13 protein-coding genes are annotated in these 15770 nt (G+C 69.3%); 1 reads left to right on the plus strand and 12 read right to left on the minus strand.

What is annotated here, in order from left to right; translation table 11 throughout:
- Nucleotides 1–6: 6 nt before the first annotated feature.
- From Y958_RS19025 to Y958_RS19050, 6 genes are all read right to left on the minus strand, one after another.
- Nucleotides 7–1623, minus strand: coding sequence for a methyl-accepting chemotaxis protein (locus Y958_RS19025; protein ID WP_186291346.1), 1617 nt, complete (start codon nt 1621–1623; stop codon nt 7–9).
- Between the two features lie 70 nt (nt 1624–1693).
- A complete protein-coding gene (locus tag Y958_RS19030) occupies nt 1694–2344 on the minus strand; it encodes a chemotaxis protein CheW (protein ID WP_088873515.1) in 651 nt (216 codons plus the stop codon).
- 3 nt (nt 2345–2347) lie between these two features.
- Nucleotides 2348–3841: a CheR family methyltransferase gene (locus tag Y958_RS19035; RefSeq protein ID WP_088873516.1), complete on the minus strand. Its 1494-nt coding sequence runs from the start codon at nt 3839–3841 to the stop codon at nt 2348–2350.
- Nucleotides 3838–4362 carry a chemotaxis protein CheW gene (locus Y958_RS19040; protein WP_088873517.1) on the minus strand — a complete coding sequence of 175 codons (525 nt, stop codon included), beginning with the start codon at nt 4360–4362 and terminating at the stop codon, nt 3838–3840. The genes Y958_RS19035 and Y958_RS19040 overlap by 4 nt, the downstream gene beginning before the upstream one ends.
- Nucleotides 4355–6427 carry a response regulator gene (locus Y958_RS19045; protein ID WP_088873518.1) on the minus strand — a complete coding sequence of 691 codons (2073 nt, stop codon included), beginning with the start codon at nt 6425–6427 and terminating at the stop codon, nt 4355–4357. Before Y958_RS19045 ends, Y958_RS19040 begins: the two co-directional genes overlap by 8 nt.
- Nucleotides 6427–8181: a response regulator gene (locus tag Y958_RS19050; RefSeq protein WP_050898618.1), complete on the minus strand. Its 1755-nt coding sequence runs from the start codon at nt 8179–8181 to the stop codon at nt 6427–6429. Before Y958_RS19050 ends, Y958_RS19045 begins: the two co-directional genes overlap by 1 nt.
- Before the next feature lie 469 nt (nt 8182–8650).
- On the opposite strand from Y958_RS19050, the gene Y958_RS19055 reads away from it, so the two are divergent.
- Nucleotides 8651–10714, plus strand: a complete 2064-nt coding sequence (locus Y958_RS19055) for a M3 family metallopeptidase (RefSeq protein WP_088873519.1) — start codon at nt 8651–8653, stop codon at nt 10712–10714.
- 153 nt (nt 10715–10867) lie between these two features.
- On the opposite strand, the gene Y958_RS19060 is transcribed toward Y958_RS19055, so the two are convergent.
- The 6 genes from Y958_RS19060 to Y958_RS19085 all read right to left on the minus strand — a co-directional run bounded on the left by Y958_RS19060 (nt 10868) and on the right by Y958_RS19085 (nt 15723).
- Entirely contained in the window at nt 10868–12193 is a 1326-nt protein-coding gene (locus tag Y958_RS19060; protein ID WP_211098620.1) for a GntP family permease, read from the minus strand.
- A 135-nt stretch (nt 12194–12328) separates the two neighbouring features.
- Nucleotides 12329–13300, minus strand: a complete 972-nt coding sequence (egtD, locus tag Y958_RS19065) for an L-histidine N(alpha)-methyltransferase (protein WP_088873521.1) — start codon at nt 13298–13300, stop codon at nt 12329–12331.
- Nucleotides 13297–14637 carry an ergothioneine biosynthesis protein EgtB gene (gene egtB / locus Y958_RS19070; RefSeq protein WP_244909460.1) on the minus strand — a complete coding sequence of 447 codons (1341 nt, stop codon included), beginning with the start codon at nt 14635–14637 and terminating at the stop codon, nt 13297–13299. The genes egtD and egtB overlap by 4 nt, the downstream gene beginning before the upstream one ends.
- 237 nt (nt 14638–14874) lie before the next feature.
- Nucleotides 14875–15132, minus strand: coding sequence for a hypothetical protein (locus Y958_RS19075; RefSeq protein WP_138918527.1), 258 nt, complete (start codon nt 15130–15132; stop codon nt 14875–14877).
- A gap of 112 nt (nt 15133–15244) precedes the next feature.
- Entirely contained in the window at nt 15245–15520 is a 276-nt protein-coding gene (locus tag Y958_RS19080) for a hypothetical protein (protein WP_088873523.1), read from the minus strand.
- 47 nt (nt 15521–15567) lie between these two features.
- Entirely contained in the window at nt 15568–15723 is a 156-nt protein-coding gene (locus Y958_RS19085; protein ID WP_088873524.1) for a DUF3309 family protein, read from the minus strand.
- Between the last annotated feature and the right edge of the window lie 47 nt (nt 15724–15770).

Raw genomic sequence — 15770 nt, forward strand, 5'->3', positions numbered from 1 at the left:
CGGTCCTCAGGCCTGGTACTGGCCGGTGACGGTCTTCAGCTTGTGCCCCAGTTCGTTCAGGTTCTGGGCGGCGGTCTCGGCCTGTTTGGTGGCGTTCATGTTCTGCATGCTGGCCTGCTTGATGTTCTCCATGGCCAGCGCCACCTGGTCGATGCCCACCTGCTGCTGCTGGTTGGACGCGGCGATCTGGGTGGCGGCCTGGGTCGCCACGGCGATGCTCTGGGCCAGGCGATCGATGGCCTCGCCCGCCGCCACCGACTGCTTCACGCCGACGTCCACCGCCTTGCTGCCCTGTTCGGCGGCCAGCACGGCCGTGGCCGTCGCCTTCTGGATGTCGCCCAGGATGGAGCGCACCTGGGTGGTGGCCTGCTTGGACTGTTCGGCCAGGCTGCGCACCTCCTGCGCCACCACGACGAAGCCCTTGCCCTGCTCGCCAGCCCGCGCCGCCTCGATGGCGGCGTTGACGGCCAGCAGGTTGGACTGCTCGGCCAGGTCGTTCACCGTGGCCACGATCTCGCCGATGGCCTGACTCTGCTCGCTCAGCTGCATGACCGCCTCGGCGATGGCCATGATCTGCTCGCGCACCCTGGTGATGCCCTCGATGGACTGTTCCACCGCCTGCTTGCCGTTCTGGGAGACCTGGGCGGTGTTCTGCGCCGTCTGCGAGACGTACAGCGCCTTCTCGCTGGACACCTGGGAGGTCTTCTTCACCTCCTCCATCGTGGCGCTGGTCTGGGCCAAGGCGGTCGCCGTCTCGGCGGCGCTGGCCGCCACCTGGGCGGTGATGGTGACGATCTGGCTGGACGCCGTGCCCAGCACATTGGTGCCGTCGCGCAGGTCGCGCATCAGCTGGCGCAGGGTGCCGGCCATCGCATGGAAGGTGCGGCCCAGGCTGCCCACCTCGTCCGCCCGGTCACTGACCTCGATGGCGCCCGCCACCGTCAGGTCGCCAGCGCCGATGCGCTCCGCCGTGGTGGTGATGGTGCGCAGGGGGGTCGCGATGTTGCGGCCCAGGAACAGGCCGGCCACCACGACGAAGACAGCCGCCACCAGGGTGCCGACGCCGATGACCAGCACGGTGCTTTCAGCGCTGGCCGCCGCCGCCGCCTCCCGCGCGCGCAGCAGCTCGCCCTCGCCCGCCTGCATGGTGGCGACGATGCGGCGGATGTCGTCCATCGACTGCTTGCCCCGGTCGCTCAGCACCACGGCCTTCGCCGGCTCAAATCCCTGCAGGCGGCGCAGGTCGATGGTTTCCTTCAGTTCCGCCGCCTTGTCCTTGATGGGGACGCGCAGGCGTTCCAGGTTCTGCTGCTGCACCGGGTTGTCCAAGGTCAGGGTCGCCACCGTCTGCAGCGCCTGCTCCATGGTGTTCTGGCCCTGCCGGTAGGGTTCCAGGTACCGGTCCTCACCCGTGATGAGATAGCCGCGCTGGCCCGTCTCCATATCCTGCAGCGCGGTCAGCAGGCTCAGCAGCCGCGCCTGGACCTCATAGGAATGGGAGCGCAGCGTGGTGGTTTCCGTCAGCTGGCGGATGTTGCCGTACGACGTGGCAGCCACCACGAGAAGAATGAACAGGACGCTGCACAAGCAGATCCAGATTTTCATTCCGACAGAGTACTTCATGACCGGCGCTCCCGAGGGGCTGTGCGTGAACGGTGGACTGTTTCGAGGAGGGAGGGACGATGGCAGCGGCTTAGCCCGACCGGGCGACGGACCTGCCTTCGACGGTGAGATCCGGATCGGCCAGCAGGCGCTGGGCATCCAGCAGGGCGAGATGGGGCGGCACGACGCCGACGAGGTAATGGCGCTGGCGCCCGGTGACGACGCTGGGCGGCGCCTGCACCTTGGCGCGGGGCATGCGGGAGACGCCGACGATGGATGTCACCAGCAGGCCCAGGGCGCCCCCGCTTTGGCCGGGCGCCTGCGCCTGGCCCAGGACAACCACGCGGCGCAGCTCAGAGGATGGAACCGCGCCCAGATCCAGCAGACGGCCCAGGTGGACCAGCGGCAGCACCTGGCCGCGCACGGTGGTCAGGCCGGCGATGAAGGACGGCGCCTTGGGCACGGTCGTCAGCCTGTTGAGGGCCAGCACCTCCGTCACCGCCGCCGTCTCGAAGCCATAACGCTCCTGCCCCACCGTGAATTCCATGTATTCCAGGATGTCGCCGTCATCCTCCAGTACGGGGGGCTTGGCCAGTTCCAGCCCGCGCCGGTGCAGGATGCGGCGCGTCGTCTCCTCATCCGGGACCCAGCCGCGCTCCAGCGCCGCCGCCCAGCCGGCCAGGCGGCGGTGGATGTCTTCCCAGTCGATGCCCCGCCCTTCGGCGGCCCGGTCCATGGCCATGCCTTAGAACTCCCCCCCCATGGCCTGGCCCAGCGCCGCATGGGCGTGGGCGGCCACGTCCATCAGCCGACCCACCGTCATGCCTTCCAGATCCGGCAGGATTTCCTCCGGCCGGTGCCCCTCCAGCAGGCCCATGATGTTGCGGTAGTGCTTGCGCGCGTCCCGCATGCGGCCCTCGTTGCGGGCTAGGTTGGCCATGGCCAGGTGCGTGGCGATGGATTGCGGCGCCAGGAACAGCGCGCGCTGCAGCGAGGCGGCAGCGGCCGCAGCATCGCCCCGTTCCTGCTGGATCATGGCCAGCAGATGGTGCGCCTCAGCGCTGACCCGGTTGTGGTCCAGCACTCCCTGGCACCAGTGCGCCGCCTCCGCCAGTCGGCCCTGGTTGGCGTAGCTGCGCGCCAGCAGCAGCATGGCGGCGTCATCCGCCGGCGCGAAGGCCAGCCGCGCCTCCAGCTGTTCCACCGCCTCGCCATAGCGCCCCTGGTCATAGAGGGAGCGGCAATGGTCGAGGCTGGGCACAGGGGGCTTGACGGCGACAGTGGGCGGGGCCGCCACCGGCAAGGGCGCCGGTTCGGGCACCGGGGCCAGCGGCAGTATGGAGAAATGCTGGGTGACGGGCGCAGGGGGGGCGGCATGCGCCGGCAGCGGCAGCTTGCGGTAGACGGTGGCGCCCTCGAAGGGCACGAAGGTAAGGGGGGCGAACATGGGCGGGGCGCCGTCGACGGAACTGGGCAGCAGCCAGCCGTTATCCACCAGCGACCGCGCCAACCGCCGCACCACCCGGTTCGCCTGCGCGCCGTTGAAGTACATCAGCACGTTTCGGCACAGGATGACGTCCATGGCGTTGGTGTTGCTTTCCAGCGCCGGATAGGGGTCGTCCACCAGGTTGTGGTAGGAGAAGGTGACCATGCGGGCGATGTCGGGGCTGATGCGGTAGCGCCCGCCCGGCAGTGACGTGAAATAGCGGGCCCGCAGGGCCGGATCCACGCCGCGGAAGGACCATTCGCCGTAGACCCCCTCGGCCGCCCGCCGCAGGAAGCGGGGGTTCACGTCGGTGGCCAGCAGAGTGACGGTCCAGTCCGCCCGGTCGGGCAGCAGCGTGTCCAGCAGCATGGCCAGGCTGTACGCCTCCTCCCCCGTGCAGCAGGCCGCACTCCAGATGCGCAGGGACAGCAATCCCTTCGCCCGCCGCTCGGCGATCAGGTCGGGTAGGATCTTGCGGCCTAGGGCCTCGAAACTTTTGGGTTCGCGGAAGAAATAGGTTTCCCCTACGGTCAGCTGGCCGGCCAGGGCCTCCAGCTGCGCCCGGTCGGGGCCGCCCGCCGTCAACCAGTGCTGTACGGCCGCCAGGGTGCTGGGATAGCCCAATTCCACCGCCGCCCGCTCCAGGCCGCGTTCCATGTCGGTCCAACGATCGGCCGGGAAGTAAAGCCCGATGCTGGCGCTTAGCCGGTCCGACATGGCGGCAAGCAGGTTGTCCGGCAGGGTACGGTTCATCCGCCGCCCCCTTCGGACCCACCCTTGACCGCCAGCGCCCGGTCCAGCTGCTCCTCCTCCGCCGCCGACAGGAAACGGTCCAGATCGTGGATCAGCAACAGGCCATCCGACAGCCGCACCACGCCGACAATGGCGTCATCCGCCCCGGGGACCACGCCCTGGGCCGACACCCAGTCGACGGGCGCGCCCGCCACCGTGCCCACCACGCTGTCGACCAGCAGGACGACGGTGCGGCGCAGCCCGCGCGCCACGATCATGTGGTCGCTCAGCGACAGGGGGCGGCTGTCCAGGCCGAAGCGGCGGCGCACGTCCATGACCGGCACCACCTGGCCCTGCAGGTTGATGACCCCGCGCACCAGGCCCGGCGCGCCCGGCAGGGGCGTCACCGCCACGGCCCGCACCGCCCGCTCCACCATGGCCAGCGGCAGGCCATAGGCCTGGCCGTCGAGGTCGAAGCGCAGAAGGAAGGCGCTGGCGCCTTCCGCCGTGGCGGAGCCCGAGGTCAAGCCCCGCTCAATCATGGGCGTCCCCTTCCCCACCCGGCAACCCCACCGTGGCGGCGGTCAGCAGCAGCTTTTCCAGATCGACGGGCTTGCTCAGGAAGATCTCCAGGCCCACGGCGCGGCAGCGTTCCCGCTCCTCCGCCGTGACCCCGGCGGTCAGCACCACCAGGGGCGGCAGCGGCCGGTCGGGCGTACGCTGCAGGGCGCGAATCCGGGTCGTGGCCTCCAGCCCGCCCATGACCGGCATATGCATGTCCATGAACACCAGGTCGTAGGTGCCCGTGTCCACCGCCTGCACGGCGGCGGCGCCGTTGTCCACGATATCCACCTCATGCCCCACGCCGCGCAGGATGGTGGACACCAGGATCTGGGTGGACCGGTCATCTTCCACCAGCAGGATGCGGCGGCCACCCCTGGCGCGGCCCGACGGCGCTTGGGGCCCGGCTCCGGTGAGCGGAGGCAGCGCCGCCGCCTCTTCCGCCGACACGGCCAGCGGTAGTTCAAACCAGAAGCGGCTGCCCTGACCCGGCACGCTCTCCACCCCGATGCGCCCGTCCATGTGCTCCACCAGGCGGCGGCAGATGGCCAGGCCCAGGCCCGTGCCGCCGAAACGGCGGGCCGTGGTCTCATCCACCTGGCTGAATTCCTCGAACAGGCCGGACAGCCGCTCCGGCGGGATGCCGATGCCGGTGTCGGCCACGCACACCCGCAAGCGCGACGGCGCCCCCCCCAGGCCAGCCGGCGGCGGCAGCACCTCCGCCGTCAGGCTGACGCTCCCGGCCGGGGTGAACTTCACGGCGTTGGTCAGCAGGTTCAGCACCACCTGGCGCAGCCGGGTGGGATCGCCCATGATCTTGGCGGGCAGGGCGCTGGTCACGGCGGAGTTGAACGCCAGGCCCTTGCCGCTGGCCGAGGGGCGCACCAGGGCGATGCAGTCGTCCACCAGGGTGCGGAAATCCAGGGGCAGGTTTTCCAGGGTCAGGCGCCCGGCCTCGATCTTGGACAGGTCCAGAATGTCGTCCAGCAGGCCCAGCAGGGTGCGCCCCGCCTCCGCCTGCAAGGTCAGCAGGCGATGCCATTCGCCCGGGCTGACGCCACCGCGCAGCAGCAATTCGGAAAAGCCGATGACCCCGGTCAGCGGCGTGCGCAGCTCATGCGCCACAGTGGCGAGATAGCGCGACTTGGCCTCGTTGGCCATGTCGGCGGCCTTGCGCGCGGCCAGCAGGTCGCGGGCCGTGGCCGCCAGATCCTCCGTCCGCTCCGCCACGCGGCGTTCCAGCGTGGCGTGCGCCTCGCTCAAGGCCTGTTCCGCCTCCTTGGCGGCGGTGATGTCGCGGGCGATGGTGACGAGGCCCTCGGTCGCCCCCTCGCCGTCCTTGAAGGTGGAACGCACGACCGAGTACCAGCGACGGCGCGATGGCGCCTCCGCCGACGCCGGGGCGTCCTGCTGGATGTCGGTGACCGTGATGCCGGCCTCCAGGGCCGCCTGGTCCGCCGCCTCGCGCCGCGCCGCTCCCTCGGCCCCGATCTCCTGGTCCGTGCGGCCGATCAGGTCGTCGGGGTTGTCCACGCCCAGGGCCTTGGCATGGGCCACGTTGCTGCGCAGGTAGCGCAGGTTCTTGTCCTTGAAGGCGATGGGATCCGGCACGCTGTTCATCAGGTGCGACAGCAGCAGCCGCTCCTCCGCCAGGGCGCGGCGCACGGCGCAATGTTCCGCCGCCTCGCGAATCAGGCGGCCCAGCCGGTCGGGCGTCCATGGCTTGGGCAGATAGCCGAAAATCTGGCCGGCGTTGACGGCGGCGCCCAGGGCGTCGATGTCGGTGTAGCCGGTGATCAGCACACGGGTGGCATCCGACAGCTCGCGCGCCCAGCGCAGGAATTCATGGCCGGCCATGCCCGGCATGCGCTGGTCGGAAATGATGACCAGGGGGGCGATGTCGTCGCCCTCCAGCATGGCCCGGGCCTTCAGCGGCGACGTGCTGGTCAGGACATAGAACTCGTCCTCCAGCGCGTCGGTGACCGCCATCAGCACCTCCGGCTCGTCGTCGACCACCATGACGGTGGGCAGCTCCTGGGCGATCATTATGCTTCCCCCGGCATCGCATGCGCCGTTTGCGCAGGATCTGGCAGGGTCGGCGCGTCGGCGGACGCCCCGTCCATGGGGATCTCGATCACCACCTCTGTACCCCGCCCCTCATCACTATGGAATTCCAACCGCCCCCGGTGGCGCTGGATGATGCTATAGGAAATGGAAAGGCCAAGGCCAGTCCCTGACCCCACCGGCTTGGTGGTGAAGAACGGCTCACAGATGCGGTCGCGGATGGCAGCGGGGATGCCGTGGCCGGTATCCCGCACCGACAGGCGGAACATGGCCCCGTTCCGGCCCGTCGCCAGCGTGATGGTGCCCGTCCCCTCGATGGCGTCGATGGCGTTGCCCACCACGTTCATCAGCACCTGGTTCAGCGGCCCCGGCTGGCAGGTGATGCGCTTGGGTCCCTCATACCGCCGCTCAACCGTGATTCGGTCCGACAGCTTGTGCTGCAGCAGGGTCAGCACCGATTCCAGGCTGTCCTCGATCTCCACCTCCTTCACCTCCGCCTCGTCCAGGCGGGAGAAGGTGCGCAACTTCACCACCAGGTTTTCCACCCGGTCGATGCCCAGGCGCATGGCGTCCAGCCGCTGGCGCATCTTGTCCAGATCGCGGGCGCCCTTGTCGGACAGGTGGCCCTGCACCTCCGGCGTGATGGTCTCCAGGCAGCGCAGCACGGTGCCCAGATGGTTGCCGACGAAGGCCAGCGGATTGTTCAGCTCATGCGCGATGCCGGCCACCAGCGCGCCCAGCGAGGCCATCTTGGCCGCCTGCACCAGCTGCGCCTGGGTGCCCTGCAGCTCCTGGTAGGCCTCCGCCAGCTCGGCGTGCGACCGCTCCAGCGCTTCCGTCATGGCGGCGCGTTCCTGGGCGATGCGCCGTTCGTCGCGCGTGCGCTCCAGTTCCAGTTCCTTGTCCCGGAATTCGCCGCTGATGCGCAGGTTCTCCTCATGCAGGAACTTGCGGCGCAGCAGGGCGCGGATGCGGGCCTTCAGGATTTCGCTCTCGCCGGCCTTGCCCACGAAGTCGTCGGCCCCCGCCTCCAGGCCGCGCATCATGTCCTCCTTGTTGTCGCGGGAGGTCAGGATGATGATCTGGAACAGGCGGTCATGCTGGCGGCGCATCCGGTCCAGGTGCTGGCACAGCTCCGTGCCGCTCATTTCCGGCATGACCAGATCGACCACGACGCAGTCGAACTTCTCCTCCGCCATGCGGGCCAGCGCCTCGCGCCCGCTGGAAACGCCGATCACCTCGTGCCCGTCCTCCTGCAACTGGGCGGTGATGAAGAACAGGTAGGTGGGGCTGTCGTCCACCACCAGCAGGCGGCTCTGGCGGATGTCCACCGGCGCCTGGGCCGCCGCCGCCGTGGTCTTGCGCAGCAGGGCGCCCACCCGGCTCAGCAGGATGTCGGTGTCGACCGACTTGGGCACATAGGCGTCGGCGCCGCTGTCGTAGCCCTGGCGCTCCCGGTCGGCGGCGTGGCTGTCGGTCAGCATCAGGACCGACAGGCCGCGCGTGCGCATGTCCATGCGCACCCGGCGCACGAACTCGTCTCCGTTCATGCGCGGCAGATGGTAGTCGACGATGGCCAGGTCGGGCATTTCCCGGCCCAATTGCTCAAGCGCGCTTTCGGCGTCGCCACAAACGGTGACGGACCATCCCCGGCGCTCCAGCATCATCTGCAATTGCAGGGCCTGCGTCGGCGAATCCTCGACCAGCAGGACGCGGTGGGTGGACCCGCTCGTCATAGGCCGGCCCAGCCCGCCGCCATCCGCGCGGCGCACCCTCGCTGATCCGTCATTTCCGTCTCCAGGCCGGAACCCACCACGCACTGCCTTTTCCGGGACGTCATCCATCCCATATTGGTTAATGGGGAAAGTGCCGGTTTCTCAAACCGTTTTCCACCATTCCCTGATGAAGGGGAAACCGTGGCGCGTGGCCGCCCCCCTGTCGACTGATGCGTCATGGGTACCCCGTGCGGGAGAGCAGGGGGCCGGGCGTGCGGGCACCCCTGAGATCACCGGAAATCATAAGCGGGGGCGTCCGTCCGTGCGCGGGCTCATCCGCATAGATTCAACCGGGGAACGCGGCACATCCCCGTGGATTGCCCTCTGGCCCCCAGCGCCAGCCCGCCCTCTCATAATTGCGCGATGGGCATCCCATATGGGACGGTGGACCTGAAACCGGCATGCCCAGACCAAGGACTAGAGCGCACCCATGAGCACCACGCCCACCGATACCGACATCGCCACTGGCGCCGGCACCGCTGAGAATCCCCTGCTGGCCACCACCGGCCTGCCCGCCTTCGACGCGGTGAAGCCGGAGCATGTGGCCCCGGCGCTGGAGGCCGCCATCGCCCGGCACGACGCCGTGGTCCAGGCCGTCATCAAGGGAGGCGACCGCGGTTTCGACGCCGTCTGCCGCGCCATGGAACAGGCGGAGGCTGACCTGTCCGACCTGTGGGCCACCGTCAGCCACCTGCACAGCGTCGCCGACACGCCCGAGCTGCGGGCCGCCCATGCCGCAGCCCTGGAGCGGCTGATCGGCTATTCCTCCTCCGTCGCGCAGAATCCGGACCTCTACGCCGCCTATGCGGCCGTGGACCCGTCGGCCCTGGGCCCGACGGAACGGCGCCTGGTGGACCTCAGCCTGCGCAACTTCAAGCTGGGCGGCGTCGCCCTGCCGCCGGCCGAACGGGAGCGCTTCGCCGCCCTGCAGGTGGAGCTGGGCCGGCTGCAGACCGCCTACAGCAGCGCGGTGCTGGATGCGACCGAGGCCTGGGTGGAGCACATCACCGACGAGGCCCTGCTGGCAGGATTGCCCGAGGCCGACAAGGCCATGCTGGCCAGCCTGGCGGCGGCGCGCAATCTCGACGGCTGGGCCGTCACCCTGCACCAGCCCTCGGTGCGCGCCATCCTGACCTATGCCGACAACCGCGACCTGCGCGCCCGCGTTTACCGCGCCTATGGCACCCGCGCCTCCGATCAGGGCCTGAAGCCGGAAACCCTGGACAACGGCGACCGCATGGGCGCCATCCTGGCCCTGCGGCGCGAGGCGGCGGCGCTCCTGGGCTTCAATGACCCTGTGGACCTGTCGCTGGCCACCAAGATGGCGCGGTCGGGTGCCGAGGTCGTGGACTTCCTGCGCGACCTGGCCCGCCGCGCCCGCCAGCCGGCGCTGGCCGACAAGGCGCAGCTGGAGGCTTTCGCCCGCGACACGCTGGGCATTGACGCGCTGGAGCCCTGGGACAACGGCTATGTGGCGGAGAAGCTGCGCCAGGCGCTGCACAGCATCGACGACCAGAAGATCAAGGCCTACTTCCCCCTGCCCCGCGTGCTGGACGGCCTGCTGGCTCTGCTGCGCGACGTCTTCGGCATCACCCTGACGCAGGAGGAAGGCACCCGCGTCTGGCACAAGGACGTGCGCTACTACACCCTGTCGCGCGACGGCGTGCCCTTCGCCGGACTGTACATGGACCTGTTCGCCCGCACCGGCAAGAAGGGCGGCGCCTGGATGGCGGTGTGCCGCGCCCGCCTGAAGCGCCAAGACGGGACCCAACTGCCCGTCGCCTACCTCAACTGCAACTTCGCCCCGCCGGCGGGGGGCAAGCCCAGCCTGCTGAGCCATGGCGACGTGCTGACCCTGCTGCACGAGATGGGGCACTGCCTGCACCATGTGCTGAGCGAGGTCGACTATCCCTCCATCAGCGGCGTCACCGGATTCGAATGGGACGCGGTGGAGCTGCCCAGCCAGCTGCTGGAGAACTTCGCCTGGGACCGGCAGGTGCTGCGCTCCATGTCCGGCCATGTCGACACTGGCGAGCCCCTGCCCGACGCGCTGTTCGACGCCATGCTGGGCGCCCAGCGCTTCCAGGCGGCGCTGGCGCTGCTGCGCCAGGTGGAGTTCGCCCTGTTCGACCTGCAGATGCACCTGGACGCCGGCGTCACCGACGCCGCCGGCATCCAGGCCCTGCTGGAGCGGGTGCGGGCGGAGGTGGCGGTGCTGACCCCGCCGGAATGGCACCGCTTCGCCCACGCCTTCACCCACATCTTCGCCGGTGGGTACGCCGCCGGCTACTACAGCTATTTGTGGGCGGAGCGGCTGTCGCTGGACGGCTTCGGCAAGTTCCTGGAAGGCGACAGGGCGGCGGCCGGCGAGGCCTTCCGCGCCCAGGTGCTGGCCGTGGGCTCAAGCCGCCCCGCACTGGACAGCTACATCGCCTTCCGGGGGCGCGAGCCGGAAAACGATGCGCTGCTCAAGCGGTATGGGCTGGCGGCTTAAGCGGTGCCCTCAGACGGCGGGCGTGGCCATCCGGCCGCTTGCCTTCCTCACTTTCCAGTCCGCTACGCTCCCCGGAAAGCTCCGGCGCCCGCAGTCGCGGGCTACCAACGGCGCAGGATTAATCCCGCGCCGTTGGCTTTCTTGGAGCCAAGGTCAGAACAGGTGGCTGGCGGCCAGCACCAGGATCAGGCCGGTGACGGAGACGATGGTTTCCATCACCGACCAGGTTTTGAGCGTGTCCGCCGTGCTGAGACCCAGATAGTTCTTCACCAGCCAGAAGCCCGGGTCGTTGACATGGGAGAAGAACAGCGAGCCGGCGCCCACGGCCAGCACTAGCCATTCCGGCGCCACCCCGGATGTGGCCGCGACCGAGGTCAAGGCCCCGGAAGCAGTGATGGTGGCGACGGTGGCGGAGCCCGTGGCCAGGCGGATCATCACGGCGATGCCCCAGGCCAGCAGGATGGGCGACACCGCCCCCTGCTCGGCGAAGCGTGCCAGCGTGTCGGCCAGCCCGGCCTCCACCAGCACCTGCTTGAAGGCGCCGCCGCCGGCGATGCTGAGCAGGATGCTGGCTGCTGGCGCCATGGCCTCATGCCACAGCGCGTCCCAATCGACCGGCTTACCCCCACCCCATGTTCCGGGACTGAAGAAGGCGGCCAGGGCCACCAGGTTGGCCAGCAGCAAGGCCACCGGAGGGGCACCCAGCAGGGACAGCACGGGCCCGTGGCTCAGCGCCGGCACCGCCTTGGCGGCGATCAGCACCACCGGCAGCAGGATGACGGCCAGCGCCGTCCAGGGTGAAGGCAGCGGCCTGTCCGGCACCTCGGCCTGGGCGCCATCCCCGCCGGCGACATAGGGCGTGATCAAGCCGGCGAACACCGGCCCGGCCAGCACGGCGATGGGCAGGCCCAGCAGCACGCCCAGCACCAGGGTCGGCCCCACGCCGGCGCCCAGCTGGTCCACCGCGATGATGGGCCCGGGGTGCGGCGGCACCAGGGCGTGCAGCACCGAGAGCCCGGCCAGCGCCGGCAGCATCAGCAGCAGGCGCTGCCGTCCGTCCCGGTCGCCGGTGATCGGCAGGGCCGCAATGATGGGCAGCAGCAGGACGACGCCGGTTTCGAAGAACAGCGGCAAGCCCAGGACTAGGGAGGCCAGCAGGCAGCCCCACGGCCGCCAGCGCGGCCCCACCGCCCCCACCGTGGCATTGGCCAGGGCGGCGGCGGCGCCGGAGACCTTGAGCATGGCGCCTAAGGTCAGGCCCAGGGCCACCACCAGGCCCGCCCCGCCCATGATGTCGCCGAAGCCCTTCTGAAGGGCGGCCAAGGCCCGATCCGCAGCCATGCCCCGCGCCACCGCCAGGGCCAACGCCGCGCACAGCAGCGCCAGGAAGGGATGCAGCTTCAGCCGGATGATCAGGACCACGGCCAGGGCGATGCAGCCGCCCGCCGCCAGGACCAGCCAAAGATCGCCGCCTACCACGCGGCCGCCCCGGCATGACACACCCTTGGCTGGTAACCGGTATCGCCCAACGCCATCGCCCATCCTTCCAGGCCGTTCACTCCCGGACCGGAGCTTCCCTGGCGGGAGCGCTTTTGTCTACCGGTTCCCTTACGCTTACAACGGCGCCAGCAGCCAGTGCAGGCTGAACAGGCCGTCCGGGTCCACCCACACCTGCGTGGGCTCGAACCCCGCGGCGCGGGCCATGTTCTGGAAGGTGGCGGGCGCCAGCTTGTAGGAGTCCTCGATGTGGATGCGTTCGCCGGCGCGGAAGTGGAAGAAGCGGCCGGCCACGGCGGCGCGCTGCTCGCGCTGGCTGATGAGGAAGATCTCGATCTTCGACTGGTCCTCGTTGAAGTAGGCGTAGTGGCGGAAGCCGGACAGATCGAAGGTGCCGCCCAGCTCGCGGTTGATGCGGGCCAGCAGATTGAGGGAGAAGGCGGCGGTGACGCCCGCGCTGTCGTTGTAGGCGGCTTCCAGCACCGCGATGTCCTTGGGGATGTCGACGCCCACCAGCATCGCCCCACCCGGCAGCATGTTGGCGCACCGGGCCAGGAAGGCCGTGGCCGCCACCGGCGTCAGGTTGCCGATGGTCGACCCGGGGAAGAAGCCGACGCGGCGCCGGCCCACGGTGGGCAGCGACAGGGTCTGCTGGGTATAGTCGCCGCAGACGGCCATCACCTCGATCTGCGGCATGTCCAGGGCCAGGGCCGCCGCCTCGCGGATCAGCTGGTCGCGGGAGATGTCAATGGACACGTAGGAGGCGGGGCGGTCCAGCGCGTTCAGCAGCAGGCGGCTCTTGCGGCCGTCGCCGGTGCCGAACTCCACCACCTGCGCCTCCGGCCCCGCCAGCGCGGCGATCTCCGGCCCCAGGCGCTGCAGCATGGCCAGTTCGGTACGCGTGGGATAATACTCCGGCAGTTCGCAGATGCGCTCGAACAGGGCGGCTCCCGCGGCGTCGTACAGATATTTGCAGGGAATGCGGCGGATGGGGTGGGACAGTCCCGCCAGCACATCATCGCGGAAGCTGGCCGTGGCCGGCTCGAAATCCATGAAGCTCACACGATCGATCACGTCCGTCACGGTCATGGCGTCGTCCTCGCAAGTCGAATGCCGGAGAATTGCCAGCGCGCGGCCGGCGGGAAGAAATTGCGGTAGGTCTTGCGCACATGGCCGGCCGGGGTGGCGCGCGACCCGCCGCGCAGCACCATCTGGCCGCTCATGAACTTGCCGTTGTATTCGCCGATGGCACCATCGGGCGGGCGGTAACCGGGGTAGCCGGTATAGGCGCTGGCCGTCCATTCCCAGACGTCACCGTAGAAGCCGGTCGCAGTATGGGCATGGAAGCTGCCGTCGTCCCCGGGCCGCTGGCCCGCCTCGCCCGCCGCGATCTCCCACTCCGCCTCCGTCGGCAGGCGGGCGCCGGGCCAGCGCGCCTCGGCCCACTTGGCGTAGGCGTCCGCCTCATACTGGCTGACATGGCAGACGGGTTCATTGGGATCGATGGCGCGAACGCCGGACAGGGTCTTCACCTGCCACTCGCCCTCATCCCCCCGCTGCCAGTACAGAGGCGCCTGCCAGCCCTGGGCCTGCACGGTAGCCCAGCCATCGGACAACCACAGATCCGGACGGCGATAGCCGCCATCGGCCATGAAGTCCAGATACTCGGCATTGGTGACCACACGATCCGCGATCTCGAACGCCTCCAGCCAAACCTTATGGCGGGGGCCTTCGTTGTCGAAGATGAAGTCCTCCTGCCCCGTCGCGCCGATGGCGTAGAGGCCGGCGGGCACGCCGCGCCAGACCACCTCCCCCGCCGACAGCGCCGGCGTCGCCGGTGGCGGGAAGACGCCCGCCGGAAAAGGGTGCAGCAGCAGCGCGTGCTTGATGTCGGTGATGATCAATTCCTGGTGCTGCTGCTCATGCTGCAGGCCCAACTCCAGCAGGGCGGCGGCCCGGGCATCGACGCCCCCCGCCAGCCAGGCGTCCATGGCGCGGTCGACATGGGCGCGGTAATCCAGCACCTGCGCCACCGTGGGACGGGACAACAGCCCACGCGCAGGGCGCGGCCAGCGCTCGCCCACGCCTTCGTAGTAGGAGTTGAAGAGGTAGCGGAAACTAGGATCGAAGGGCTGATAGCCCGGCACCAGGGCCGTCAGCAGGAAGGTTTCGAAAAACCAGGTGGTATGGGCCAGATGCCATTTGGTCGGGCTTGCGTCCGGCATGGACTGCAGCGTCTGGTCCTCGGCGGTCAGGCCCTGGGTTCGGGCCAGCGTCTCCTGGCGGACGGCGCGATAGCGCGCCTGGGCATCGGCCGGCCGGTGACGCCCCGGCAGCGACAAAGGGGGCTGCACCGGCGATGCGGCGTCAGCCGGTACCGGATGGGGGGGTACCGGATGGGCGGGTACCGGAACGGCGAAAGGCACAGGCAATGTCCCCCTGGTAGAAAGGCCCCGATTGGAAAGGTCGGCAATCAGCCCCGCGCCGTCGCCGTAGCGGATGACTGAACCATGCCGGCCATGCCCCCGTATTGCACGGACTACGCGTAATCGTGTCGAAACGCGCAACGCCCCTTAAGGTTAGGACTCACCCGGGGGATTGCAAGGAAGGCAAGCATGGGGAACGGCCCCGGAAAACCAGGGCCGTTCCCGAAACGCCTGGGGTCAGCGGCTGCACAGCCGGGCGAGGATGAAGCCCGCGGCACCAGCCAGCGCGATGGCGGTCAGGGGTCGCGCCGCCACGCGGGTACTCACTTCCTGCACCGCGACATCGCCCTTGGCCTTGGCCAAGTCGGCCGCAGCGTAGGCGCCTTCGCGCAGGGCGTCATAGGCGGTGCGGCCAGCCCGGCTCGCGGCGGCGGCGGTATCCGCCGCGATGTCCGAGGCCTTACCGGTCACGTCGTCGATGCTCATGCTAGCCATGGAACTTATCTCCTTATCGTCTCCGGGATTGAAGTGATGGTGTTAAACCCGCGCCAGCGGTGATTTGTTCCCACCGTTCCGCCCGAGGCGGGGTACCTCTACCTGGATGGCCCTACCCCACCTTCCCGGGGCCGGACGGACGCTCAAGCCCGCCCAGGGCCGACAGCGCGTCGCAAACCGCCTTCATCTGTTCGGCGGTTTGCCCGGGGGTGGCGCCGGTCATGCTTTCCTCCGACGCGACCATCAGCAACTGCAGGTCATGTTCCCAATGCTGCAGCAACTGAATCTTCTGGTCGCGGGTGTACTGGTCGGACACGACGATGTCGTGCGGTCGCTCGAAATGGCTGGAAACGTCGCCCAAAAGGCGACCCAGGTCCTGGCTCGTCATCTTGTCCTCCGGCGTTTGGCGTGGGACAGGGGTGCGAAGGTCGGGCGTCAGGCTCTGCCTGTCAGCACCAGGACCAGCACGACGATCAGCACCAGGCCCAGCAGTCCGCTAGGGCCGTACCCCCAGCCGCTGCTGTAGGGCCAACTGGGCAGGGCGCCGATCAACAACAGGATCAAAATAACCAACAAGACGGTTCCGATCATGAGGGGCCTCCTGAACAGGGTTCGGTTGTCAAATCGCTGACGAACCC

Source organism: Nitrospirillum viridazoti CBAmc (genome assembly GCF_000730165.1).
Taxonomy (GTDB): domain Bacteria; phylum Pseudomonadota; class Alphaproteobacteria; order Azospirillales; family Azospirillaceae; genus Nitrospirillum; species Nitrospirillum viridazoti.

Coding starts and splice junctions, on each gene's coding strand:
- Y958_RS19025 (WP_186291346.1), bottom strand. CDS start 1,623: ATGAAGTACTCTGTCGGAATGAAAATCTGGATCTGCTTGTGCAGCGTC.
- Y958_RS19030 (WP_088873515.1), bottom strand. CDS start 2,344: ATGGCCATGGACCGGGCCGCCGAAGGGCGGGGCATCGACTGGGAAGAC.
- Y958_RS19035 (WP_088873516.1), bottom strand. CDS start 3,841: ATGAACCGTACCCTGCCGGACAACCTGCTTGCCGCCATGTCGGACCGG.
- Y958_RS19040 (WP_088873517.1), bottom strand. CDS start 4,362: ATGATTGAGCGGGGCTTGACCTCGGGCTCCGCCACGGCGGAAGGCGCC.
- Y958_RS19045 (WP_088873518.1), bottom strand. CDS start 6,427: ATGATCGCCCAGGAGCTGCCCACCGTCATGGTGGTCGACGACGAGCCG.
- Y958_RS19050 (WP_050898618.1), bottom strand. CDS start 8,181: ATGACGAGCGGGTCCACCCACCGCGTCCTGCTGGTCGAGGATTCGCCG.
- Y958_RS19055 (WP_088873519.1), top strand. CDS start 8,651: ATGAGCACCACGCCCACCGATACCGACATCGCCACTGGCGCCGGCACC.
- egtD (WP_088873521.1), bottom strand. CDS start 13,300: ATGACCGTGACGGACGTGATCGATCGTGTGAGCTTCATGGATTTCGAG.
- Y958_RS19075 (WP_138918527.1), bottom strand. CDS start 15,132: ATGGCTAGCATGAGCATCGACGACGTGACCGGTAAGGCCTCGGACATC.
- Y958_RS19080 (WP_088873523.1), bottom strand. CDS start 15,520: ATGACGAGCCAGGACCTGGGTCGCCTTTTGGGCGACGTTTCCAGCCAT.
- Y958_RS19085 (WP_088873524.1), bottom strand. CDS start 15,723: ATGATCGGAACCGTCTTGTTGGTTATTTTGATCCTGTTGTTGATCGGC.